Origin of the sequence: Candidatus Rhodobacter oscarellae, from assembly GCF_001078595.1 — a bacterium.
GTDB lineage: Bacteria > Pseudomonadota > Alphaproteobacteria > Rhodobacterales > Rhodobacteraceae > Rhodobacter_B > Rhodobacter_B oscarellae.
The window spans coordinates 3,863,397-3,884,380 of record NZ_LFTY01000002.1; the positions used below are offsets into that span (position 1 = coordinate 3,863,397).

A 20,984-nucleotide genomic window follows, 5' to 3' on the forward strand; every position below is an offset into this window, starting at 1 on the left:
ACTGACGTCACCCACCCGGTTTCAAGTTCGCGGTGACATTCTAAGAAATCGTTAAAAAAATTGGGCCCGGCGGGGATTTGCCGCGGCCCGTTCAAAACATGCCGGTCGCAAACACGAGGAGCCGATCTAGGACCGGCGAAGACGCCCAAAAGGGCGGATGAGCGGCTACCTTCAGAGGATCGCAAAAAAACCTGAATCTGGTACGAAAGCGAAACGCGGCAGAACCCGCTGACTTAGCGGGCGTTTGCCTTCAACCTTATGCCTCAAGTTAAAGGCGGCACGCTTTAGAGCAGCCAGCACAGAAAAGCGCAGGGCGTAGACCAGGATAGCCAGGGGATGGAATGGCCAGGTGAAAAGCGGCTCAGCCGCACCTGCCCCCGGAGGCGGCTCCAACGCTCGGCCTCGCTCCCGATTCTGAAGTCAGACATGGCGCGCCTCCCTTGCCTGGCCTTCAGCCCGCACAGGGACAGGAGTTGCTTCTAACGGGATTGCGGCCTTGGAACGGTCGGAATCTAACCGCCCAGCTTGCCCGCCAACCGCTTGCGCCGCGCGTTCATCTGGTCGCGCCCGTCATCCGTGCCGTCATGGAAAGAGCCGAACAGCTTGTCCCAGGGGATCTCGAGCGAGCCGTAGTTGCACTCAAAATATCGGTGGTGCATCTGGTGATGGAACGTGCCCATCGCCAGCCTCTCTTTGTCCTTCACCAGCAGGGCGGCATAGCCCGAATGCGTCGTCACCGCGCTGAGCGTGTAGTACTGCAGGTGGAACAGGATATGCAGCGGGTGGCTGGCGAACAGCCAATGCACCAAGACCCCGCCCAGGAACATCACATGTTCCAGCGGGTGCATCGACATGCCCGACCACGGCCCGACATTGGTGTTCCGGTGATGCAGGTGGTGCGCGATCTTGTAGAGCGGTCGCCAATGCAGCGCGCGGTGAATCCAGTAGAACCAAAAGCTCTCCCAGATCGGGATCAGAAAGAAGATCGCGACGAACCAGACCGGGTTCTGCGCGAATGTCAGCCAGGGGATCCAGCCATTGGCCAAGGCCCAAAGCATCAAGACCTCGAGCGCTGTCCACACCGCGACGCCGCTGGAGAGCGTCCAGAACGCGTTGTCCCAGACCTGGCGGCCGAACGTGAAACTGCGCCCGTCCTTCATCGCGCGCGGGTCGAATTTAAGCCGCGTGCCCTGGCCCTGGTGGGCGTAAAACCACCAATGCAGTGCCGCGGCGACCACGCCGATCAAGACGAAGTTTCGCAGCCACAGCTCCGCGACCCAGCCAAGAGCCAGGCTTTGCATCTGCTCGATCGGTGGCGTGAACCAGAACCAGCTGACCATGGCGATGCCCAGGATCAGCAGCTTCTCTGAGACCAGGAACCAAGACGCCCAGAACCACCGCAGGATCGCCACTGGCCTCAGCGGCCAGCGAAACAGGGGCGAGACCTGTATCGGCAGGTCAGGAGTGTGGTTCCAGCGCGAGGCTTCTTGTTCACTCATATCCTTGAGCTTCGCCCGGATCGCAGCGTCAGGGCAAGACATGTTGTGACATCAAACCTCAATTGGGCTGAACGTGGCCAACCAGCCCATAATGGTCCGAGCCCAGCAGAGGGCGGCGCTCCACCCGCCCACTGGCGGCATACACATGGTCAATGAACATGGGCAGCCGCCCGCGCATGAAGAGCGTTGGCCGCAATGGCCGCAGCTCGCGTGTGCCGGAAACCTGCGCGATCCGGCGGCTGGGACGCGTCACAGGGAACATGTTGAGATCCGCGCCGATGACCACAGGGCCGTCCATCTTCGCCAGCATCGGTTCGATGAGCCGCAGCCGCGCGGCTTGGTCATAGGGGTAGGGCCATGGCAGGTGGATCGAGGCCACCCAAATCGGTCCGCCGTCGGTCTCCACCTGCGCCGCAGCCAGGCCGCGCCGGGGCGAGCATTGCTGGGACCCGGTGCGCATCGGGTGCCGGGACAGCACGGCAAGGTCGCTCCAGCGCGAGAAGTCGCAAATATGAACGTGCGGGTAGGTTTTGGCCAGGAGCTCCAATATCGCCTTGTTGCGGTCCGAGAGTTCCTGGAACGTCACCACATCCGCCCCGCTGGAGATGATGTCTTCGGCCAGAGCGGGCAGCTCGGCGTTTCGGAACCACAGGTTCTTTTGGTAGATCGTAAAGCCGCCCGCCGGGCCGGTCGGCGCCAGCAGCGCTCAGCCGTGTTGCGCCAACAAGACAGCGAAGACGCATGTCAGAACCTTGCCCGCGCGGCCCCAGAGCAGCCCCGCCGCGAAGAGCCCGAACAGCCCCAGAGCCGGCGCCGCGATGGCAACCAGATCCCCCGCTGGGTGCAGCGCGCCGAGATAGGAAAAGACCAGTGCGGCCAGACAAAGGCCGGCTATCGAGGACAAAACTATTCGGCGCATATCCTGTCTCTGAAGGGGCGGTTGGTCCCGACGTACTCTTAAGTGGCGTAGTTCGAACCCTCGTCGTCCAGGATCGCCTTCAGCTCTGACAGGTGACGCACATCCTGGTTGTCGTATTCCTCGATATCAGCGGCGACCTGCGCGGCGATCTCGTCGGGGATGTAGCGCAGGGGCTGGCCGGTCTGCAGCGCGCGGATGTAGGTCTCGGCGGCGCGCTCAAAGTAGTACATCCGATTGAAGGTCTCGGCCACGGTCCTGCCGATCACCATGATCCCGTGATTGCCCATAACCATGACGGTGTGCTTGGGATCTGCGAAAAGCTCGGCGCAGCGCTCGCCCTCTTCCTCAAAGGCCAGCCCGCCGAAGTTCTCGTCGATCACCACGCGGTCGTGGAAGATCGCGGTGTTCTGGTCGATCGCGGGCAAGCGGCTATCGGCGAGGCTGGCCAGGACGGTGGCGTGCACCGAGTGCACATGCATCGCGCAGCGCGCGTGCGGGACGCGGCGGTGGATCGCGCCGTGCAGCCCCCACGCCGTCGCATCGGGCGCGTCGGGCCGGTCCAGCGTGTTGGGGTCGTTGGCATCCAGATGCAGCAGCTCCGAGGCCTTCACCCGGCTGAAATGCACCTGGTTGGGGTTCATCAGGAACTGCGTGCCGTCGTCGTTCACAGCCAGCGAAAAGTGGTTCGACACCGCCTCGTGCAAGTTCAGGCGCGCGGTCCAGCGAAACGCGGCGGCAAGATCGACACGCTCCTGCCAGTGGTCCAGGTTCGGTCGGATCTGTGTGACGGACATGCGCGGGCCTCCATAGCTATGCGCGCATTAGGCCATGCCGCTGACGGGATTTCTAGCCCAGAGGCGACAAGCCAGCCGTCGCAGACATAACAACGGTCAGATTGGGATCCGCGCCTCAAGACCGCTTGGCCCAATCCCCGCGCTTCGGCGGGCCCTTTGGGTGACGTACCGTTTGATTAACTGCTCATAAAACGAAAGCTCATCCCGGTTCCGGCGCAGCGTCTCTAGCGCATTCCCCACGCTTTGCGGGGCACTATCCGCGGTCTCGCCATCAATCGAGGTCAGCTGCAGGCAAGGGTGGATCAGCCCGAGCAGCGCGCGCAAGCTTGTTTGATCACAGACCTGATCGGCGGCGTCGATGTAGCGCAGATCCCTAAACAATCCGCGCAACGTCCCCACCATGCGCTTGAACCGAACGACGGCCTGCTGGACGCCGTCCCTGCATTTGTAGAACACGATCCGCATCCCGCCCAGCACAAGATCCTGCAGCTCCACGAATGCATCGGGCAGGCTCAGCATATTGGGGCGGGCTTGGCTTTCCCGTAGATGTCTTCCCACCAGAGCAGCGAACGCGGCGGGAAAGGCGCTCTCTAACGTTTCAGGCGTGCGAAACGTGATGCAGTTCTCAAACGCGCCGGTCTTGTGGGCGACCTTTCGCACCGTCCAGTCGCGCCGCTTTTGATCTGATGCGTTGATCTGCAACGTGATCAACAGTTCTTGCTCGGCGACAAGAGAGCCTTCGACCCCCAAAGGTGGAATTTCAGCTATTTCAGAAGGCGGCGAACTTTGCAGCGGGGTAAACAAAACAGACCTCGTCCATGTTACAAGTATTGGCTAGAAGGATGTTTAAACTTTGAGCTTCTAAAATTGAGTAAAGCTATGGGGCGCTTTTCAGGTGTTTGATTGGTGATAGTTTATATAAATTTATCAATGGGTTGCGCCGCAATTCTCTGGCCGACCGCCTCGGCGCCTCGCCATTTTGGGGGAGGGCTGGGCGCCGCCGACGGCAAGGTTTAATTAACGAAGCGGCACTCTTTCTCTGCCCAACGGGACGTGTTGGTCCTGAATTCGCATAATGCACGCGATGCGCGACCGTCACTCTGCTGCGATTCGGCGCCAAGAAGAATTTATGCGGTGAGGCCCTGCGGCTCGTCCAAGTCATTCGCGCGGCAGCACGCCGTTACGGTATTCGCAAGCAAGCAGGCGATGGTCATCGGCCCAACCCCTCCTGGCACCGGCGTGATGGCGCCAGCAACCTCGGCGCAGCTCGCGAAATGGCAGTCGCCAACCAACCGGGTCTTGACGCTGCCGTCCTCGTTTGTGCCCCTCTCGGGCGCGTCGATGCGATTGATGCCCACATCGATCACCGTCGCTCCGGGCTTGATCCAGTCGCCGACGATCATCTCGGGACGCCCCACCGCGCCGACGACGATGTCTGCGCCGCGCACCACCTCGGGAAGGTCCTTGGTCCGGCTATGGGCGATTGTCACCGTGCAGCTATCCTTGAGCAGCAGGTTCGCCATCGGCTTGCCGACGATGTTCGACCGCCCAACGACCACGGCGTTCAACCCGCTCAGGGAGCCATGGTGCTCGCGCAGCATCATCAGGCAGCCCAGCGGTGTGCAGGGCACCATGGACTTCTGCCCCGTCCCCAACAGGCCAACATTCGAGATGTGGAACCCGTCCACATCCTTGGCCGGATCAATCGAATTGATCACCAGGTCGGAATTCAGATGCCCCGGCAGGGGAAGCTGCACGAGTATCCCATGCACCGTTGGGTCTGCATTGAGCTGATCAATCAGCGCCAGCAGGTCCGCCTCGGAGGTGTCTATGTCAAGCTTGTGCTCGAAGGAGTTCATGCCGACTTCGACGGTCTGCTTGCCTTTGGAGCGCACATAGACCTGGCTTGCGGGGTCCTCACCCACCAAAACCACGGCAAGACCGGGCGTGATGCCGTGCTCTTCTTTGAGCCTCGCGACATGCTCGGTCACCTTGCCGCGCACGTCCGCCGCAAATGCCTTTCCGTCGATAATCTTTGCCGCCATGTCAGCCTCCCCGAATCGCCCCTTTGCGCTTTGCCAGATTTCTCACCCTTGTGCCACATCGGCGCCTGCGGGATAGCGACACACCCAATTGCCAACGCGACAGGCGGGGCAAAGCCGCGCATGTTTCTCCAGTGAGGGTTTTGCGGCCAAGGGACAGCGGAGAATCGCCCAGAAAGCGGCGATATGGCGCGCCTAAATGCAACCTAAATAGGAATGCAGCGGGTGACTTTTAGCTCGAAATTGAGTAATGCAGCGGCTGCCGGTTTTGCGCTAACATCTTGGAAGGGCCATATGGGCCGTTGGTTTCAATTCGCATTAGGCGTTGCGATCGCCGGGCTTTTTGTCTGGCTCATTCTCCGGCATGTGGACGTGGCGGATGTTTGGGGCGCCCTTGCTGCGTCGCAGCCCGGGTGGATCGCCGCGGCAGTGGTTTTGTTTTTCGCCGGCTATGCCGCGCGCGTGGCGCGCTGGCGGCTGATGTTGAGCGATGGCAACCCGCAGATCACGGGCGGTCGCGCGTTTGGGCCGTTCATGGCTTCGATTGCGGCCAATAACGTGCTGCCCTTTCGGGCGGGCGACGTCTTGCGGGCCTTCGGTTTCACAAAATGGCTGGGACAAAGCGCCTCTGCGGTGCTGGCGACCCTGCTTGTAGAGCGGTTTTTGGATCTTTTGACGCTTCTGCTTGCGCTGGGGCTGGCGCTGTTTTGGTTCGGGCTCGGCGGCGAAACAGCGGGGCAGCTCGTGGGCATGGGGGCCACCGGGCTGATCGCCTTGGGCCTTTGCGTGCTGGCGGTACTTTTGTTTCCGGGCCTGTTGGCGCCGATTGTCTTCGCGGTAATCCGATTGGTTGCGCGTGTCTCGGCCGGGCTTGGACGCAAATTAGAGGCCGCCGCGACAAAGGTGTTCGAAACGCTGGCGACCCAAGCCAAGGGACCCCGCATGGTGGTGCTGGTGCTGTGGTCCTTCGTGGCCTGGATATGCGAAGGCTTGGTGTTCTATTGCACGGCCCTGGCGCTTCCGATGCTGGTTGAGGCCACGGCGGTATGGCTGGCGCTGCCGGTGGGCACTCTGTCCACGCTGATCCCGTCAACGCCGGGCTATCTGGGCACGTTTGACTTCTTCGTAGTCCAGGCGATGCAGCTGGTCGGCAACCCGGCGGTCGCCGCGACGGCCTTTGCGGTGCTGGTGCATATGGTGCTTTGGCTGCCGGTCACGATCGTTGGCGGCATCTGTTTGCTCTATCTTAACAGCCAGGGCGCATTCACCCGCCCAAGCGCCTCCACCGACACTTCTGAACCTGCAAAGGCAATTTGAACATGGTCTCCGACACGCTCGACAGTTTCCTCATTATCGGCGGCGGGTTCGCGGGTCTCTCGGCGGCGTTCGAGCTGACAAAGGCCGGCCAAAAGGTCACGGTGCTGGAGGCAGATGCCGGGGTCGGCGGATTGGCCTCGGCGTTTGAGGTCGAGGGCGGCGAGCGCCTGGACCGTTTCTATCACCACTGGTTCACCAACGACCTGGAGGTCATGGGGCTGATCGACGATCTGGGGATGCGTGATCATGTGGTCGAGCATCCGACCAATACCGGGCTCTATTTTGCCAATACGATCTTCAAGCTCTCCACGCCGATGGATCTGCTGAAGTTCAAGCCCCTGCCGTTCCTGGATCGCATTCGGTTGGGCCTTTTGGCGCTGCGCGCGCGGCGGGTGAAGAGCTGGATGGATCTAGAGCACCGCACCGCCGCGGAATGGCTGACCTCGCTGGGCGGCAAGAACGTCTATCGCGTGGTGTGGGAGCCGCTTATGAGCGGCAAGTTCGGCCCTTATGCCGACAAGATCTCGGCGGTCTGGATGTGGAACAAGCTGAAGCTGCGCGGCGGGTCCCGTGGCAAGGGCGGCGAGGAGCGGCTGTGCTATTTCAGCGGGGGCTTCGTGAAGCTGGCCGAAGAGACCGCGCGCCAGGTGGCGGCGCAGGGCGGCGAGATCAGGCTCAACGCAGCCGTTGAGAGCCTCACCCAAGGGCCCGACGGCTGGACGGCCAGGGGCGCGTGGGGCGAAGTGACCGCGGACCGCGTCATTGCCACCCCGGCCTTGCCGCAGGTGGCCGATATGATCCGCGACACCGCGGATGCAGACTATGTCGCCAGCCTGGACCGGATCGACTATCTGGCCAATGTCTGCCTGGTGCTGCAGCTTGATCGGTCGCTGTCGTCTACGTACTGGTTGAACGTGAACGACCCAAGCTTCCCTTATGTGGCGGTGATCGAGCATACCAATTTCGAGAAGGCCGAGACCTATGGCGGCAACCACATCGTCTATCTATCGAAATACCTGCCGCACACAGACGATCTGTATCGGATGAGCGACGAAGAGGTCCTGGAGTTCTCGATCCCGCATCTTCAGAAGATGTTCCCCGCCTTCAGCCCCGATTGGATCCGCAAATCAAATGTTTGGCGGGCGCGGTGGTCTCAGCCAGTGGTTGAACAGCACTATTCAAAGCTTATTCCGCATGAGGACGCCCCGCTGGAGGGTTTGCATCTGTGCTCCATGGCACAGATCTACCCCGAGGACCGCGGGACCAACTATGCCGTCCGAGAAGGGCGCCGCATCGGCAAACGCTTAGCGGGTAGCCAAAGTGGCCAAAACTCGCGCATCAACATCGCCGCTCAATAGGCTAACATTGCTAATCTCTTCAGAAAAATGTAGAGCCGGTGGTGGCGTCTAACGAAGCTAGAGGCAACTAATTTAATGAATAGTGTTGGACTATCGGCCGTGGTGCCTTGCTACAATGAAGAAGCCTCGCTGCCGGAGCTTTATCGCCGGTTGACCGACGCATGTCGGCTGGCAATGGGTGACAACTACGAGATTGTGCTTGTCGATGATGGATCGATGGACGCAACCTGGGGTATGATCCATTCGCTTTCGATCGAGGACGATCACATCGTCGCCGTCAAGCTGGCGCGCAACCATGGCCACCAGATCGCCCTGTCCTCTGGGCTGGAAATCTGCCGCGGCGACCGAATTCTTGTCATCGATGCCGACCTTCAGGACCCGCCAGAGCTGTTGCAGCCAATGCTAAAAGTGATGGAGGATGGCGCAGACGTGGTCTATGGCCAGCGTACCGAGCGCAAAGGCGACATCTGGTTCAAGCGCATCACCGCCGCGGCGTTCTATCGGCTGCTAGATCGGTTGGTGGAAACCGATATTCCTAAGGACACGGGTGACTTCCGGCTGATGAATCGCAAGGTGCTGTCTGTCTTGCTCGATATGCCAGAGCGGCACCGCTACATTCGCGGCATGGTGGCCTGGGCCGGTTTCAACCAAGTCGCTTTTCCCTACGCACGGGACGAACGCTTTGCTGGTGAGACCAAGTATCCGCTCAAACGGATGCTGTCGCTATCTGCAGACGCGATCACTGGCTTCTCCGTGCGCCCGCTGAAATTGGCGTCTTATCTTGGGTTCATTTTTGGCGCCATCGCCGCAATGATGATCTTCTACACCATCGGTCAGTGGCTTTTCTTCGAGACCGTTTCGGGTTGGACCAGCCTCATCACCGTGGTGCTGGTTCTGTCCAGCGTGCAGCTTTTGGTGCTTGGCGTGATCGGCGAGTATCTTGGGCGGCTCTTTATCGAAAGCAAACAGCGTCCGATGTTCATCATCGACCGCGTTGTGGTTGGCGGGGTGGAAAGCTCTTACTCCGCGCGAATTGAAGATCGCGATGCTGCCAAATCCGACCCGCTGACCAAGCGCGCTGCAGAATAGTTTGGCGGTCAGCAAAAAGCCGGCAGAAAGGCCCGCGCCGGGCAGCAAGTGGCTTAACTGGATTGATCTGCCGCTGCGGTCCGACATCGGCTTTGGCTGGCTGTTTGCGATCACGCTTCTTCTGTTGGCGCAAGAGATGTTGCCCGTTGGCTGGAAGGTCAACGAGATGCACTATTTCGATCTGGGGCTGCGGTTCACCCACCCGGAGCGTTTCACCGAGTATCACGCGGTTTTCGACGGGCTGACGTTCCGGTCGCTGGGTCTGTACCTGATTGGGTATTCCGTGGCCTGGCTGGGTCACGAGACGGCCCATGCGGTTCTGGCTTTCGGGCTATGGTTGGCGATGTCCGCCGCCGTGGCGTTCGCGCTGAATGCGATGCGCGTCTCGGTCGTCGTTCTGGTGTTGGCGATGCTGGCCTTCCTAAAGAACGGCCAAGAGCTGATGGGCGGCGAGTGGATCTTTGACGCGGTCGAGGGGAAGGTTTTCGCCTATGTCGCGGTCTTTGCCGCCCTCGGTTTCGTCCTGCGCGGCCGCCTTTTAGGGGCGGCGGTTCTGCTGGCCCTTGCCGCGTATATGCATTTTCTGGTCGGCGGTTTCTGGGGGATCGCGCTGATCTTTCTGGCGATGGTTTTGGGGCATCGCGGGCGGGCGCTGGGCGGCATGGCGGCGCTGTTTGTCCTGTCGGTATTGCCGCTCGGCTGGATCCTGCTGTCGGGCCGATTTGGCGTCTCGCTGGATTATTCGGGCGTCGACCTCACCGTGAACCAGATTTATTCGGGCTACCGCCATGCGCATCACGTGGCGCCTTTTGAGAGCGCGGCGATATTCGAGCGGTTTTGGCGGGTAGGCGCTATCTGGACCGCGCTCCTGGCCGCGGCATTGCTGGCGCTTGCGGCCATTCGCGTCTGGCCCCGCAGAAGCGAGGCGCTCTGGCTGGGCGGCGTCACCGCCTACCTCGTTTTGGCGTTCGGGCTGGCATATCTGGACCGTGAGGCACACCACTTTGGCACGCTCTACCTATTCCGCCCGTCGTCCTTGGGCCTGCTTCTTGCATTGTTGGTCCTCATAGATGGCGCCTTGTCATTGGCACCATTGCTGTTGCGCAGGGTGGCGGCGATTGCGTTCCTCTTTTTGATGCTGCTGGACGTCGTTCCTGACGTGGTGGAGCAGGCGCAATTGTCGGCGCGCGCGCCCACTCTGTTAGCGGCGCTGACCGAGGACGAAGAAGCACTGCTGATTTGGACAAAAGAGAACACGCCGCCGCGGGCCGTAGTTTTCCTGGCGGAGTGGCCGAAGCTATCACAATATCAGCGCGAGGTTGCCCATCTCGGCTTTGAGCGTCTTTCCGGTCGTGCCACGCTGGTGAACTACAAATTCGTTCCAACCAGCCCCGAAGACCTTTTGCGTTGGTACCGCTTGGTCAACTGGAGCAAGGACGTGGCCACTGATGGCTGCACCGCCTTGCTGGAGCAACCCGTCGACTACGTGGTTCTGCGAGCCGGAAGTGAAATGCGCGACCCGCTCCAGGACTGCGCCGCGCCAGCCTGGCAAAATGATGCTTTTGAGGTGCTTGAGGTACGCAGGGTTCCCGCCTAGCCGGCGGCCTGGTTAAGCTCCGCAAAGCTGCCACCTGTATCGGCCAGTTCGCGCAACAATCTTGGAACTTGCCAGTAATGCGCGTCCTCGCTGGCGTAGCGCTCTGCGCGGGCGACGATCTCGGCCAGGCCAATGCTGTCGGCATAGTGCAGAGGGCCGCCGTGGTGGCGGGGGAAGCCGTAGCCAAAGAGCTGCACCGCGTCGATATCGATGGGGCGCTGGGCGATGCCGTCCTCAAGGATGCGCACGGCCTCGCAGACCATCGCCGTCATGTAGCGCTCGACAATTTCCTGGTCCGAGAAGTCGCACGGGGTGATCCCGGCCTTGGCGCGCTCGGTCTCGATGATCTGCAGCACGTCGGCGTTGGGCGTCCCATCGGGGTAGTCATAGTAACCGCGGCCGGCCTTGCGCCCGAACCAGCCGTTCTCGCAGACCCTATCGGCGATCTCGACATAGCGCTCTTCGGCGGGGCGCGTGGGCGCAAGGCGCTTGCGGGTGGCCCAGCCGATGTCCAGCCCAGCCAGGTCCATGACCTGGAACGGCCCCATCGCGAACCCGAACCCGCGCACCGCGGCGTCCACCTGCGCGGGGCTCGCGCCATCCATGATCAGGTAGTCGGCCACCTTGCGGTAATGGTTCAGGATCCGGTTGCCGATGAACCCGTCGCAGACCCCCGCCCGCACAGCGATCTTGCGCAGCTTCTTGGCCAGCGCGAATCCTGTGGCCACGACCTCGGGCGCCGTGTGCGCCCCCACCACGATCTCTAACAGCTTCATCACATGGGCGGGCGAGAAGAAATGCAGCCCGATCACGCTCTCGGGGCGCGCCGTGGCTTTGGCGACCTCGTCCACGTCCAGATAAGAGGTGTTTGTCGCCAGGATCGCCCCGGGCTTGGCGTGCAGGTTGAGATTGCGGAAGACCTGCTTTTTGACGGTCATGTCCTCGAACACCGCCTCGATGATCATGTCGCAGGCGCTGAAGTCGGGGTATTTCGTGCTCAGCTTCAAGAGCTCGCCCAGCGCGGCGTCGCGGGCCTCGGCGCTCATCTTGCCGCGCTTCACCGCGCCGTCGAGATTGCCGGTGATGGTGGCGCGGGCGCGGTCGAGCGCGTCGACGTTCATCTCAAGCAGCACGACTTTGAGCCCCGCAAGCAGGCAGGCCGTGGCGATCCCCGCGCCCATGGTGCCGCCTCCGACCACGCCGACCTCGGCAACCTCGCGTGGGGTCGCGCCCATCTCGGGGTACTTGCCCACGGCGCGCTCTGCAAAGAAGGCGTGGATCAATCCGGCGCGTTGCGGGCTCTGGATGCATTCCTGGAAGATCTCGCGCTCGCGCTGCATGCCATGGGCGAAGTCGCCGCTGGCAAAGGCCACGGCCTCCACCGCCTTATGCGGGCTAAAAAGATGCGCCTGCTTGGCGCGTAGCGCGCTGGCGAATTCGTTCAGCACCGTGCGGTCGGCCTTAACGATGATCTCGGCGGTGCGGCGGGTCGCAAGCCGACCTGCGATAACCTCTTGGGCCGCCCGCAGGGCCACGTCTCGCGGCGCGCCCTCGTCCAGCCGGTCCACCAGGCCGAGCGCCAGGGCCTCGTCGGCCTTCACATGCCGCCCGGTGGTGGCCAGGTCGAGTGTGTTTCGCACGCCCATCAGGCGCGGACCCCGCTGAGTGCCGCCAGCACCGGGGATGATCCCCAGCAGCACCTCGGGCAGCCCGGCGCGCAGCGACGGCAAGGCGATGCGGGCGTGGCAGGACATGGCGACCTCCAGCCCTCCGCCCAAGGTGGGCCCGTGGACGATTGCGACCACCGGCACCGCGCAGTTCTCGACCGCCAGGCAGACCTCGGGCAGGATTGGGTCTGCCTGCGGCTGGCCGAACTCCTTGATGTCGGCCCCGGCGATGAAAGCCCGCCCGGCGCCGTAGATGCCGATTGCGCTGACCTCAATTTCGAGGGCTTGAAGAGCCGCTACGATCCCGGCGCGCAAGCTGGCGGAGGCCGCGTTCACAGGCGGGTTCTCCAGGCAGATCAGGCCGACATCGCCGACGATTTCATAGCTCACGGTATCGGATGCGGCGGTCATACTTGGGCCTCCTCCCATGCGCGGACCTCGTCCGCGAAATGGGAAATCAGTTTGTGTTTCAGGATCTTGCCGGTGGGCGCAGCGGGCAGGCTGTCGACCATGAAGATCGCTTGCGGCTGCTTATAGCCGACCAGGTGCTGCCGCAACCAATTGGCCAGCTCTTCGGCGCCGACATCGCCCATCGCGAAGGCCAGGATGTCCTCGTTTCCGTCCCTGCGATGCGGCACCACGGCGGCGACGCTCACCGCGGGGTGCTTGGTCAGCCAGCCCTCGATCTCAGGCGGGTAGACGTTAAAGCCAGAGCGGATGATCAGCTCTTTCTTGCGACCCTCGATGAAGAGCGCGCCGTCGGGGTCCAGCCGCCCCAGATCGCCCGAGCGCAGCAGGCCGGGGCGGGGCAGCGCCTCGGCGGTGGCCTCTGGGTTGCGGAAATAGCCCTTCATCACTCCGGGGCTGTCGATCAGCACCTCGCCCACGCCGTCCTTGTCCGGGCCATCAATCGACAGGGTCACGTCCCAGACGGCGGGGCCCGAGGACAGATCGCTGCGTGGCGCGTCAACCCGCGTGGCCGCCACGGTCGGGCCCGCCTCGGTGATTCCATAGCCGTTGTTGAGCGCGAGGCCAAAGGCCGCCTCCACCCGCGCCTTCCAATCCGGGTCCAGCGGCGCCCCGCCCGCCGAGATGTAATGCAAATGCGGGGCGCGGAGCTTCGCCCCGCGATCCTCCATGTATTTCAACAGCGCCGCATACATTTGCGGCACCGCCGGCCAGACGCTGGCCCCCTCGGCCAGCGCGTCCAGCACCGCCTGCGGCTCGAACCGCGGCAGGAACCGGATGCAGGCCCTCCTATGCAGCGTGGCCAGCATGGTCGAGGAGAAGCCGAAGGCATGGCTGCCCGGCAGCACCCCCAGCACCAGGTCATCGGGCCGCATCCCGCGCAGCCGCGCCGAGTTCGCCGCGTTCCAGGTCAGGTTGCGATGGGTCAGCATTACGCCCTTGGGCGCGCTGGTGGTGCCGGTCGTATAGAGCAGCGCCGCGACCTGCTGATGCGGGTCTTCGCTCACGGGCTCTGGATCGCCCGCGGCGGGCGCATAGCTCAGCCCCTCGGCGCCATGCGTGCGGGCAACGATCCGGGCCTGCGAATGGTCGCGCAGGGCGGTCAGCTCGGCCTCGGTATGGCGCGCGTTCACTGGCATGAACCAGGCGCGCAGCCGCGAGCAGGCCAGCGCCATGGCCACGTAATCCCCGCAATTCTCGCAGATGAGCATGACCCGGTCCCCGGGCCGAGCGCCCTCGCGCCGCAGGTCGGCCTCGACCGCCTCGGCACGCGCGCGCAGATCGCCGTAGCTCAGCACATCGCCCCAGGGCTCCTCCACGGCGGGCTTGGCCGCCTCGTGGCCGTCGATCAGCTGGTGCACCCAGTTGGGCATAGAACTCCTCCGGGCCCCACTGTAAGACGCTCCAGAAGACAGTTGAAAGGCCCAAATCATGCCCCACGCGTTCCTTTGTGACTATATCCGCACCCCCATCGGCCGCTTCGGCGGGGCGCTGGCGCATGTGCGCGCCGACGACCTGGGCGCGGTGCCCTTGCGGGCGCTGATGGCGCGCAACCCCGGCGTGGACTGGGAGGCCGTGGACGACGTGCTCTATGGCTGCGCCAACCAGGCGGGCGAGGACAACCGCAATGTGGCGCGCATGTCCTCTCTGCTGGCGGGCCTGCCAGAGGCCGTGCCGGGCGCCACGATCAACCGACTTTGCGGCTCGGGCATGAACGCCGTGATGGACGCCGCGCGGGCGATCATGGCGGGCGACGCCGAGATCACGATCGCGGGCGGGGTCGAGAGCATGAGCCGCGCGCCCATGGTGATGCCCAAGGCGGACGCGGCCTTCAGCCGCAACGCCGAGATCCATGACACGACCATCGGCTGGCGCTTTGTGAACCCGGTGATGAAGGCGCAATACGGCATCGACAGCATGCCCGAGACCGCCGAGAACGTCGCCGAGGAATACAAAATTCTGCGCGGCGATCAGGACCAGTTCGCGCTGCGCTCGCAGGCCAAGGCCGCGGCGGCCCAGGCCAACGGGCGATTGGCGCGTGAGATCACACCGGTCACAATCCCGCAGCGGCGCGGCGAGGACATCGTGGTGGACCGCGACGAGCATCCGCGTGAGACCACCATTGGCAAGCTCGGCGCGCTGAAGGCGCCCTTCCGCCAGGGCGGCTCGGTGACCGCGGGCAACGCCTCGGGCGTGAATGATGGCGCGGCGGCGCTGATCGTGGCCTCTGAGGCCGCGGCCAAGAAGCACGGGCTGACCCCCATCGCGCGCGTCATGGGCGGGGCCTGCGCGGGCGTGCCGCCGCGGATCATGGGGATCGGACCCGCGCCCGCCACCAAGCGGCTCTGCGCGCGCCACGGTCTGACCCCGCGCGACTTCGATCTGGTGGAGCTGAACGAGGCCTTCGCGGCCCAGGGGCTTGCGGTGCTGCGCGAGCTGGGCTTCGCCGATGACGACCCACGGGTGAACCCCAATGGCGGGGCCATCGCCTTGGGGCACCCATTGGGGATGTCGGGCGCGCGGATCACCGGCTCGGCAGCCTTGGACCTTGCGGCGGGCGACGGGCAATACGCGCTGGCCACGATGTGCATCGGGGTGGGCCAGGGCATCGCTGTGGCGCTTGAGCGTGTTTAGCGGCGCGCGCGGACCGGGGCAGTGAGGCGCGGCGCGGCATTCGGGGTCGCTCTGACCTGCTTCTATGTCGTGCTTGAGGCCACGCAGTTCGTATATCTCGGCGGGCTGTTCCAGCGCATCGACCCGTTCCTCTTTGGCCTGATCGTCTTTGGCGGGACGGCGGTGGGGTTTACCGGCTGGACCTGGCTGGTTCGCCCGAAGGAGATCGCGGCAGCGCGGGCGCATTTCAAGCATGTTGTGCTTTTGAACCTCTGCGCCCTGGTGACGTTCATGTCCTATCTGGTCTCGGTGCAGCTTATCGAGCCGGCGATTACCTATTCGATCTCCTCGGGCATGATGCCGCTTTCGGCGCTCGTCTTTGCGTGGTTCGGCGTCACCAAGGGCGGAGGCTTGCGAAACTGGTCGGAATTGGCCGGCACGGTGGTGATCTTTGCAGGCGTGGTCTACCTGTCCATCGCGACGCTGTCCGGGTGGTCAGGATTTGTGCGGGGCGGTATCTGGCAAGGCGCGCTGGGCGTGGCGACGGCGATGCTGGACGGGGTATTCTTCACGCTGATCCTGGCGCTGTCGGGCCGCTTGAATGCCGCGGGCGTGGGCCCGGCGGCGGTGATGGGCCTGCGGCTGTTGCTCTACACCGTTGCGACCGGCGCGGTGGCGGCTGTCACGGCGCAAAGCATGACCCCGCTGCCGATTTGGCAATTGCTGGGCCTTTGCGCGCTTGGCTTTGTGCTGGCCGTTCCGCCGCTCTATGTGTTGCAGCGCGCGGTCGCGCTGGTGTCGACCTTTACGATCGCAGTGCTGACCGCACTCGGCCCGATTGTCATTTTCGGGCTGCAGATCCTGGAGGGCCGGGTTGCGTTCGCCACAGCGACGCTGATCGGCCTGTCGCTCTACATGGCCGGCGCGCTGCTTACAGCCTTTGGCGGGTATCGCGGGCGTTGAGCAATCGCGCGCGCGGGCCGGGATTACTCGGCGGGGAACTCGAAAGTCAGCGACGCCCAAAGCGATTCCCACACCGGATCGCCCTCGGCCTCGGGCACCAGGCCGCGTATGACCACGGAATCCACGAGGTATTCATGCCCCGGCTTCACCGGCACATTCGCCACACCGGCGGCGTCGGTTCGGTAGGTCGCGACACTCACGGTGTCATCCGGCGCTTTCTGGAAGACCTCAATCTGCGTGAAGGCGCGCGGCGCGCCCTCATAGAGCACCCGGACGGGCAGGCCCTGGGGCAGCGGGTCGGTATAGGGGTTCGCTAGGCTAACGATCTCGGTCAGAAGGCCGACCTCTTGGTCCGCCCCTGCGCCGGCCCCCACCGCCATTAGGCTTTTGCCGTAGCGGCTATAGACCTCGCGGAACCCGGTCTGGGGCAGCCCGCGCTCGGCATGCTCTTCCAGCGCCCAGGCCAGGTCTTTGTGGGTCACGAAATTCACGAATTTCTCCCACTCAGAATAGGTCAGGCGGCTGTCGGTGGTTTGATAGACCACCGTCACCAGGCCCTCGCCGGGCGCTTGCATCTGAAGCGCGGGACGGTCGCCCATGGCGCCCTCCACCGGGACCAAGTCGTCGCCCTGCACAAGATCGAAACGCACGAAACGCGGCGGCAGGTAGCCGCTGGCGTTGCCCTTGAAATCCTGGCCCACGCGAATGTCAGCCACCAGTTGATCTTGCGGATCAATGATGTAGTCCTTGGGTGAAATCCAGAACTCGTGAGCCGCAATTGGCGCGGCCACGAACAATTGGGCGAGAAACAGGGGTACGAAGCGCATGGTTGGGTCTCTTAAGATGACTACGAGGCTAAAGCTGGCACGGCTGGCTGTTATGTCAACTGTGATCGCGCTGGCCCTCTCGCTTGTGAACGCAGCGCAGGCGCATGAGCTGCGCCCGGCCATCGCCGATGTGAGCGTGGGCGCGGATGAGGTCTCGGTCGAGATTGAACTGGCGCTCGAGGCCCTGGTGGCCGAGATCGACGTCTCAGAGATTGACGACACGGATGCCGCACCCAACGCCGCGCGCTATGACGCCCTGCGCGCGATGGACCCCGCCGCCCTAGAGGCAGAGCTGCGCGGCGCGTGGGATGGCCTTGCAGAGAACTTCCTTTTCTCGGCCGGGGAGGCGGGCCTGCGGCCCGCGATCCTTTCGGTAGCGATCCCGGAGGTGGGCGACCTCGACCTGGTGCGCGACAGCCGGATCACCCTTTCCGCCGCTTTGCCCGATGACGGTACCCCCGTCACCATTGGCTGGACCGCCAATAACGGCCCGCTGGTGATCCGCCAGGTGGATGCCGGCGACGATGCCTATTCGGCGCTCCTTGATGGTGGCGAGGTCAGCGAGGCCCTGCCGCGCCAGGGCTACGCCGCTGAGACGGCGGGCTCGGTCTTCTGGCGCTTCATCATTGAGGGTTTTGAGCACATCATCCCCAAGGGTGCGGACCATATCGTGTTCGTGCTGGGGCTGTTCTTCTTCTCTCTGGCGGTGCGGCCCCTGCTGGCGCAGGTCACCGCCTTCACCGTGGCGCATACGGTGACGTTAGCCCTGGCCGCACTTGGCATCGTGACGATCCCGGCGAGCATCGTAGAGCCGCTTATCGCAGCCTCCATCGTCTTCGTGGCGGTGGAGAATATCGTGCGGCCGCAGCTTGGCATCTGGCGCACGGTCGTGGTGTTTGTGTTTGGGCTGCTGCACGGGCTGGGTTTTGCCTCGGTGCTGGGCGAGCTCGGCGGCGGGCAAACGCATTTCCTTTCGCGCCTGATCGGCTTCAACATCGGGGTGGAGCTCGGCCAGCTTGCGGTGATCGCGGTGGCCTTCGTGCTGGTGGGGCTGCCCTTTGGCAAGCGCGACTGGTACCGCTCGGCGATCGCGATCCCGGCCTCGCTGGTGATCGCCCTGATCGGCGTGCATTGGGTGATGGACCGGGTGTTCGATTTGGGCTTCCTTGGGTTCGTGCCATTCCTTTAGAACACGCTGACAATGGCGAAGCTCTACTTTCACTACTCGACGATGAACGCGGGCAAGTCGACGCTGCTATTGCAGGCGTCGTTCAACTACCGCGAGCGCGGGATGGCGACGTATTTGCTGACGGCGCGGTTTGACGACCGCGCAGGCGAGGGCCGCATTGCCAGCCGGGCGGGGCTGAGCGAGGCGGCGGACCTCTTTACGCCGGGCGAGGATCTCTTTGCCAAGCTGGAGGCGCGCATTGAGCGCGGCCGGGTGGATTGCGTGTTCATCGACGAGGCGCAGTTCTTGGAGAAGGAGCAGGTGTGGCAGCTCGCCCGCGCGGTGGACGATCTGGGCGTGCCGGTGATGTGCTACGGGCTGCGGGTGGATTTCCAAGGCGAGCTGTTTCCCGGATCGGCTGCCCTGCTGGCGCTCGCGGACGAGATGCGCGAAGCGCGCACGATCTGCCACTGCGGCAAGAAGGCAACGATGGTGGTCCGGCAGGACGCCGATGGAAACGTGCTGACCGACGGCGCACAGGTTCAGATCGGCGGCAACGAGACCTATGTGTCGCTCTGCCGACGGCACTGGCGAGAAGCGACGGGCGATAAAGCGTAATCCAAAGGAGCGCCTTCGGCGCGCTTTACATCTCGTCGTCGTCCTCCGTCCTCCTCCTCGGGCCGTCCGGACGCGAGGATGCGCGTCCTAAGAACCTTGGCGCCAACCGCCCGCACGGAGCCGGAGGCGAGTACGGGCTAAACATGCGTGAGCGCAGCGAACTCCGCTTAGCAACGGGCCCTAGTACATTCGACCGCCGATGGGCACGTCCTTATCAGGCACCAGCAGCACCACCTCGCCGTCCTCATCGGGCACACCCAGCACCAGCACCTCGGACATGAACTTGCCGATCTGGCGCGGCGGGAAGTTCACCACGCCCATCACGCGCTTGCCCGGCAGGTCCTCTGGCGCGTAATGCGCCGTGATCTGGGCGGAGCTTTTGCGCTCGCCAATCTCGGGCCCGAAATCCACCCAGAGCTTGATCGCGGGTTTGCGCGCCTCCGGGTAGGGCTCGGCGCGCAGGATCTGGCCCACGCGGATATCCACGCGCAGGAACTCGTCAAAGCTCAGATCGGCGTCGCTCATCCGGCCAGCTCCCTTCCTCGATCCGCGGCGGCCTTCACGGCTTCTTCCAGAAGCACGGGAAAGCCGCGATCCTGGTCCATCAGCACCTCGAGCGCGGCAGCCGTGGTGCCGGCCGGGCTGGTGACGTTCACTCGCAGCTGCGCGGGGTCCTCTGCGGCCTCCATCGCCAGGGCGCCGGCGCCCGCCACTGTGGCCTTGGCGAGCTGCAACGCCAGTTCCGGCGACAGGCCCTCCTTGGCGCCCGCGGCTGCCATTGTCTCGATCAGGTGGAACACATAGGCCGGGCCGGAGCCTGACACCGCCGTCACCGCGTCGATCTGCGCCTCGGTGTCCAGCCGCACCACCTGTCCGACCGCTTTGAGCAGCGCCTCTGCCAAATCGAGATGCGCCGCCGTGGCGCCGGTGTTCCCGATGATCGCCGTGATCCCCTTGCCGATGGCGGCGGGCGTGTTGGGCATCGAGCGCACGATGGGCACTGCTCCGAGTGCGTCCTCGAAGCTCGCGATGGTCGTGCCCGCGGCGATCGAGACAAAGAGCGTCTCGGCGCCCAAGGCGCGCAACCCCGGCAGCGCATCGCCCATCATCTGCGGCTTCACCGCGATCAGGGCCACCGCGGGGCTCTCTGGCAGGTCCGCGTTCACATGCACGCCCGTGCCCTGCAGCCAGTCCGAAGGATAGGGATCCAGCACCCAGACCGCGTCCTTTGAAAGCCCCTCGCCCAGCCAGCCCGCCAGCATCGCCGAGCCCATCTTGCCGCAGCCCAAAAGGACGAGCCCGCGGCGTTCTATCTCTTCAAACATGGAAAAGCCCCCAGTGGTGAACCGGGGGCCAACCTAGCCGCCGCAGCGGCGCATGCAATCGCGAAATTCTGGTCCCAGATGCAGGCCCGAAACTAGGCCCGCCCGTAGGCCTCTGCGATGGCCACCTACATGGCTTCCGCGGGGGATTGATCGCCCCAGGCCACCAGCTGGAAGGCCGGGTAGAAGCGCTCGGCGGATGACACAGCGGCCGCGATCAGCCGGTCAATCTGCTCCGGCGCGACCACCTGCCCGCCCGCAAGCACCAGCCCGTAGCGGTAGACCATCAGGCGCTGCTCCTGCCAGTAGGTGAAGGCCCCGGCCCAGCACATGTCGTTGGTGCGGTTGAGCACCTCGTAGATCCCGGACAGCTTTTCCTCGGGGGGCTCCATCTCGAAGGTGCAGATGAGCCGCAGGGTCTCGTCATAGCCGGACCAGGCGAGCGTGATTGAGTAGGTGCGCCACTGGCCCTCGACCGCCATGGCGATCTGGTCGTCCGCCACACGGTCAAAATCCCACTCGTGATGGGCGGCAATATGCTCCACCACGTCGATGGGATGCAGGTCGTCTGTATGAAACTCTTGGGATAGGGACATCGCCCGCCTCGCTTTCTATCGCTACTGGTGGGTCTTTGCCCACTAGAAGTCGCTTCCTGCTCTAGGTTCTGGGTGAATTGCCCCATCCCCCTACGACATATCGTAGGGGACGGTGATTCGTTGTGTA

General features: G+C 63.8%; 20 protein-coding genes. 8 read left to right on the plus strand and 12 right to left on the minus strand.

Features of this window, described 5'->3' with window-relative positions:
* Positions 1 to 512 precede the first annotated feature (512 nt).
* The 6 genes from AIOL_RS23200 to folD all read right to left on the minus strand — a co-directional run bounded on the left by AIOL_RS23200 (position 513) and on the right by folD (position 5,257).
* Positions 513 to 1,499 (minus strand): sterol desaturase family protein, encoded by a 987-nt coding sequence (locus AIOL_RS23200; protein ID WP_049645644.1) that lies wholly within the window; start codon positions 1,497 to 1,499, stop codon positions 513 to 515.
* Between the two features lie 58 nt (positions 1,500 to 1,557).
* Positions 1,558 to 2,202 carry an endonuclease/exonuclease/phosphatase family protein gene (locus tag AIOL_RS23205; protein WP_152912660.1) on the minus strand — a complete coding sequence of 215 codons (645 nt, stop codon included), beginning with the start codon at positions 2,200 to 2,202 and terminating at the stop codon, positions 1,558 to 1,560.
* 3 nt (positions 2,203 to 2,205) lie between these two features.
* Entirely contained in the window at positions 2,206 to 2,418 is a 213-nt protein-coding gene (locus AIOL_RS23210) for a hypothetical protein (RefSeq protein WP_152912661.1), read from the minus strand.
* A gap of 38 nt (positions 2,419 to 2,456) precedes the next feature.
* Positions 2,457 to 3,212, minus strand: a complete 756-nt coding sequence (locus AIOL_RS23215; protein ID WP_049645156.1) for a class II aldolase and adducin N-terminal domain-containing protein — start codon at positions 3,210 to 3,212, stop codon at positions 2,457 to 2,459.
* A 96-nt stretch (positions 3,213 to 3,308) separates the two neighbouring features.
* Entirely contained in the window at positions 3,309 to 4,016 is a 708-nt protein-coding gene (locus AIOL_RS23220) for a hypothetical protein (protein ID WP_152912662.1), read from the minus strand.
* Between the two features lie 323 nt (positions 4,017 to 4,339).
* The gene (folD, locus tag AIOL_RS23225) at positions 4,340 to 5,257 is read right to left on the minus strand and encodes a bifunctional methylenetetrahydrofolate dehydrogenase/methenyltetrahydrofolate cyclohydrolase FolD (RefSeq protein ID WP_049645158.1); all 918 of its coding nucleotides are present in this window, start codon (positions 5,255 to 5,257) and stop codon (positions 4,340 to 4,342) included.
* A gap of 291 nt (positions 5,258 to 5,548) precedes the next feature.
* On the opposite strand from folD, the gene AIOL_RS23230 reads away from it, so the two are divergent.
* The 4 genes from AIOL_RS23230 to AIOL_RS23245 all read left to right on the plus strand — a co-directional run bounded on the left by AIOL_RS23230 (position 5,549) and on the right by AIOL_RS23245 (position 10,615).
* Positions 5,549 to 6,571, plus strand: a complete 1,023-nt coding sequence (locus AIOL_RS23230; RefSeq protein ID WP_082152759.1) for a lysylphosphatidylglycerol synthase transmembrane domain-containing protein — start codon at positions 5,549 to 5,551, stop codon at positions 6,569 to 6,571.
* Positions 6,572 to 6,573: 2 nt separating this feature from the next.
* Positions 6,574 to 7,929 carry an NAD(P)/FAD-dependent oxidoreductase gene (locus tag AIOL_RS23235; RefSeq protein WP_049645159.1) on the plus strand — a complete coding sequence of 452 codons (1,356 nt, stop codon included), beginning with the start codon at positions 6,574 to 6,576 and terminating at the stop codon, positions 7,927 to 7,929.
* Positions 7,930 to 8,004: 75 nt separating this feature from the next.
* Positions 8,005 to 9,018 carry a glycosyltransferase family 2 protein gene (locus tag AIOL_RS23240; RefSeq protein WP_049645160.1) on the plus strand — a complete coding sequence of 338 codons (1,014 nt, stop codon included), beginning with the start codon at positions 8,005 to 8,007 and terminating at the stop codon, positions 9,016 to 9,018.
* A gap of 1 nt (position 9,019) precedes the next feature.
* Entirely contained in the window at positions 9,020 to 10,615 is a 1,596-nt protein-coding gene (locus tag AIOL_RS23245) for a DUF6798 domain-containing protein (RefSeq protein WP_049645161.1), read from the plus strand.
* Here AIOL_RS23245 and AIOL_RS23250 read toward each other — a convergent pair.
* Both AIOL_RS23250 and AIOL_RS23255 read right to left on the minus strand, forming a co-directional pair.
* A complete protein-coding gene (locus tag AIOL_RS23250) occupies positions 10,612 to 12,693 on the minus strand; it encodes a 3-hydroxyacyl-CoA dehydrogenase NAD-binding domain-containing protein (RefSeq protein ID WP_200898778.1) in 2,082 nt (693 codons plus the stop codon). The genes AIOL_RS23245 and AIOL_RS23250 overlap by 4 nt on opposite strands.
* On the minus strand, positions 12,690 to 14,123 hold the full coding sequence (locus tag AIOL_RS23255; protein ID WP_049645163.1) for a class I adenylate-forming enzyme family protein: 1,434 nt from the start codon (positions 14,121 to 14,123) through the stop codon (positions 12,690 to 12,692). Before AIOL_RS23255 ends, AIOL_RS23250 begins: the two co-directional genes overlap by 4 nt.
* Positions 14,124 to 14,181: 58 nt before the next feature.
* On the opposite strand from AIOL_RS23255, the gene pcaF reads away from it, so the two are divergent.
* Together pcaF and AIOL_RS23265 are read left to right on the plus strand one after the other, a co-directional pair.
* A complete protein-coding gene (pcaF, locus tag AIOL_RS23260) occupies positions 14,182 to 15,384 on the plus strand; it encodes a 3-oxoadipyl-CoA thiolase (RefSeq protein ID WP_049645164.1) in 1,203 nt (400 codons plus the stop codon).
* 21 nt (positions 15,385 to 15,405) lie between these two features.
* A complete protein-coding gene (locus tag AIOL_RS23265) occupies positions 15,406 to 16,326 on the plus strand; it encodes a hypothetical protein (protein ID WP_049645165.1) in 921 nt (306 codons plus the stop codon).
* A 23-nt stretch (positions 16,327 to 16,349) separates the two neighbouring features.
* Here AIOL_RS23265 and AIOL_RS23270 read toward each other — a convergent pair whose 3' ends face one another.
* Positions 16,350 to 17,153 carry a DUF4198 domain-containing protein gene (locus AIOL_RS23270; RefSeq protein WP_049645166.1) on the minus strand — a complete coding sequence of 268 codons (804 nt, stop codon included), beginning with the start codon at positions 17,151 to 17,153 and terminating at the stop codon, positions 16,350 to 16,352.
* 52 nt (positions 17,154 to 17,205) lie between these two features.
* Between AIOL_RS23270 and AIOL_RS23275 the strand changes: the two genes are divergently transcribed.
* Positions 17,206 to 18,342, plus strand: a complete 1,137-nt coding sequence (locus AIOL_RS23275; RefSeq protein ID WP_049645167.1) for a HupE/UreJ family protein — start codon at positions 17,206 to 17,208, stop codon at positions 18,340 to 18,342.
* 12 nt (positions 18,343 to 18,354) lie between these two features.
* Positions 18,355 to 18,939, plus strand: coding sequence for a thymidine kinase (locus AIOL_RS23280; protein WP_049645168.1), 585 nt, complete (start codon positions 18,355 to 18,357; stop codon positions 18,937 to 18,939).
* Between the two features lie 180 nt (positions 18,940 to 19,119).
* Here the strand turns inward: AIOL_RS23280 and AIOL_RS23285 are convergent, their stop codons facing one another.
* The 3 genes from AIOL_RS23285 to AIOL_RS23295 all read right to left on the minus strand — a co-directional run bounded on the left by AIOL_RS23285 (position 19,120) and on the right by AIOL_RS23295 (position 20,857).
* Entirely contained in the window at positions 19,120 to 19,464 is a 345-nt protein-coding gene (locus AIOL_RS23285) for a tRNA-binding protein (protein ID WP_049645169.1), read from the minus strand.
* Positions 19,461 to 20,264, minus strand: a complete 804-nt coding sequence (gene proC / locus AIOL_RS23290) for a pyrroline-5-carboxylate reductase (RefSeq protein ID WP_049645170.1) — start codon at positions 20,262 to 20,264, stop codon at positions 19,461 to 19,463. Before proC ends, AIOL_RS23285 begins: the two co-directional genes overlap by 4 nt.
* Before the next feature lie 125 nt (positions 20,265 to 20,389).
* The gene (locus AIOL_RS23295) at positions 20,390 to 20,857 is read right to left on the minus strand and encodes a type III secretion system chaperone family protein (protein WP_049645171.1); all 468 of its coding nucleotides are present in this window, start codon (positions 20,855 to 20,857) and stop codon (positions 20,390 to 20,392) included.
* Positions 20,858 to 20,984 lie beyond the last annotated feature (127 nt).

Excerpts from the sequence above, each read along its gene's own strand:
- AIOL_RS23200 (WP_049645644.1), bottom strand. The coding sequence starts at position 1,499 with ATGAGTGAACAAGAAGCCTCGCGCTGGAACCACACTCCTGACCTGCCG.
- AIOL_RS23210 (WP_152912661.1), bottom strand. The coding sequence starts at position 2,418 with ATGCGCCGAATAGTTTTGTCCTCGATAGCCGGCCTTTGTCTGGCCGCA.
- AIOL_RS23215 (WP_049645156.1), bottom strand. The coding sequence starts at position 3,212 with ATGTCCGTCACACAGATCCGACCGAACCTGGACCACTGGCAGGAGCGT.
- folD (WP_049645158.1), bottom strand. The coding sequence starts at position 5,257 with ATGGCGGCAAAGATTATCGACGGAAAGGCATTTGCGGCGGACGTGCGC.
- AIOL_RS23230 (WP_082152759.1), top strand. The coding sequence starts at position 5,549 with ATGGGCCGTTGGTTTCAATTCGCATTAGGCGTTGCGATCGCCGGGCTT.
- AIOL_RS23235 (WP_049645159.1), top strand. The coding sequence starts at position 6,574 with ATGGTCTCCGACACGCTCGACAGTTTCCTCATTATCGGCGGCGGGTTC.
- AIOL_RS23240 (WP_049645160.1), top strand. The coding sequence starts at position 8,005 with ATGAATAGTGTTGGACTATCGGCCGTGGTGCCTTGCTACAATGAAGAA.
- AIOL_RS23250 (WP_200898778.1), bottom strand. The coding sequence starts at position 12,693 with ATGACCGCCGCATCCGATACCGTGAGCTATGAAATCGTCGGCGATGTC.
- AIOL_RS23255 (WP_049645163.1), bottom strand. The coding sequence starts at position 14,123 with ATGCCCAACTGGGTGCACCAGCTGATCGACGGCCACGAGGCGGCCAAG.
- pcaF (WP_049645164.1), top strand. The coding sequence starts at position 14,182 with ATGCCCCACGCGTTCCTTTGTGACTATATCCGCACCCCCATCGGCCGC.
- AIOL_RS23270 (WP_049645166.1), bottom strand. The coding sequence starts at position 17,153 with ATGCGCTTCGTACCCCTGTTTCTCGCCCAATTGTTCGTGGCCGCGCCA.
- AIOL_RS23275 (WP_049645167.1), top strand. The coding sequence starts at position 17,206 with ATGTCAACTGTGATCGCGCTGGCCCTCTCGCTTGTGAACGCAGCGCAG.
- AIOL_RS23280 (WP_049645168.1), top strand. The coding sequence starts at position 18,355 with ATGGCGAAGCTCTACTTTCACTACTCGACGATGAACGCGGGCAAGTCG.
- AIOL_RS23285 (WP_049645169.1), bottom strand. The coding sequence starts at position 19,464 with ATGAGCGACGCCGATCTGAGCTTTGACGAGTTCCTGCGCGTGGATATC.
- proC (WP_049645170.1), bottom strand. The coding sequence starts at position 20,264 with ATGTTTGAAGAGATAGAACGCCGCGGGCTCGTCCTTTTGGGCTGCGGC.
- AIOL_RS23295 (WP_049645171.1), bottom strand. The coding sequence starts at position 20,857 with ATGTCCCTATCCCAAGAGTTTCATACAGACGACCTGCATCCCATCGAC.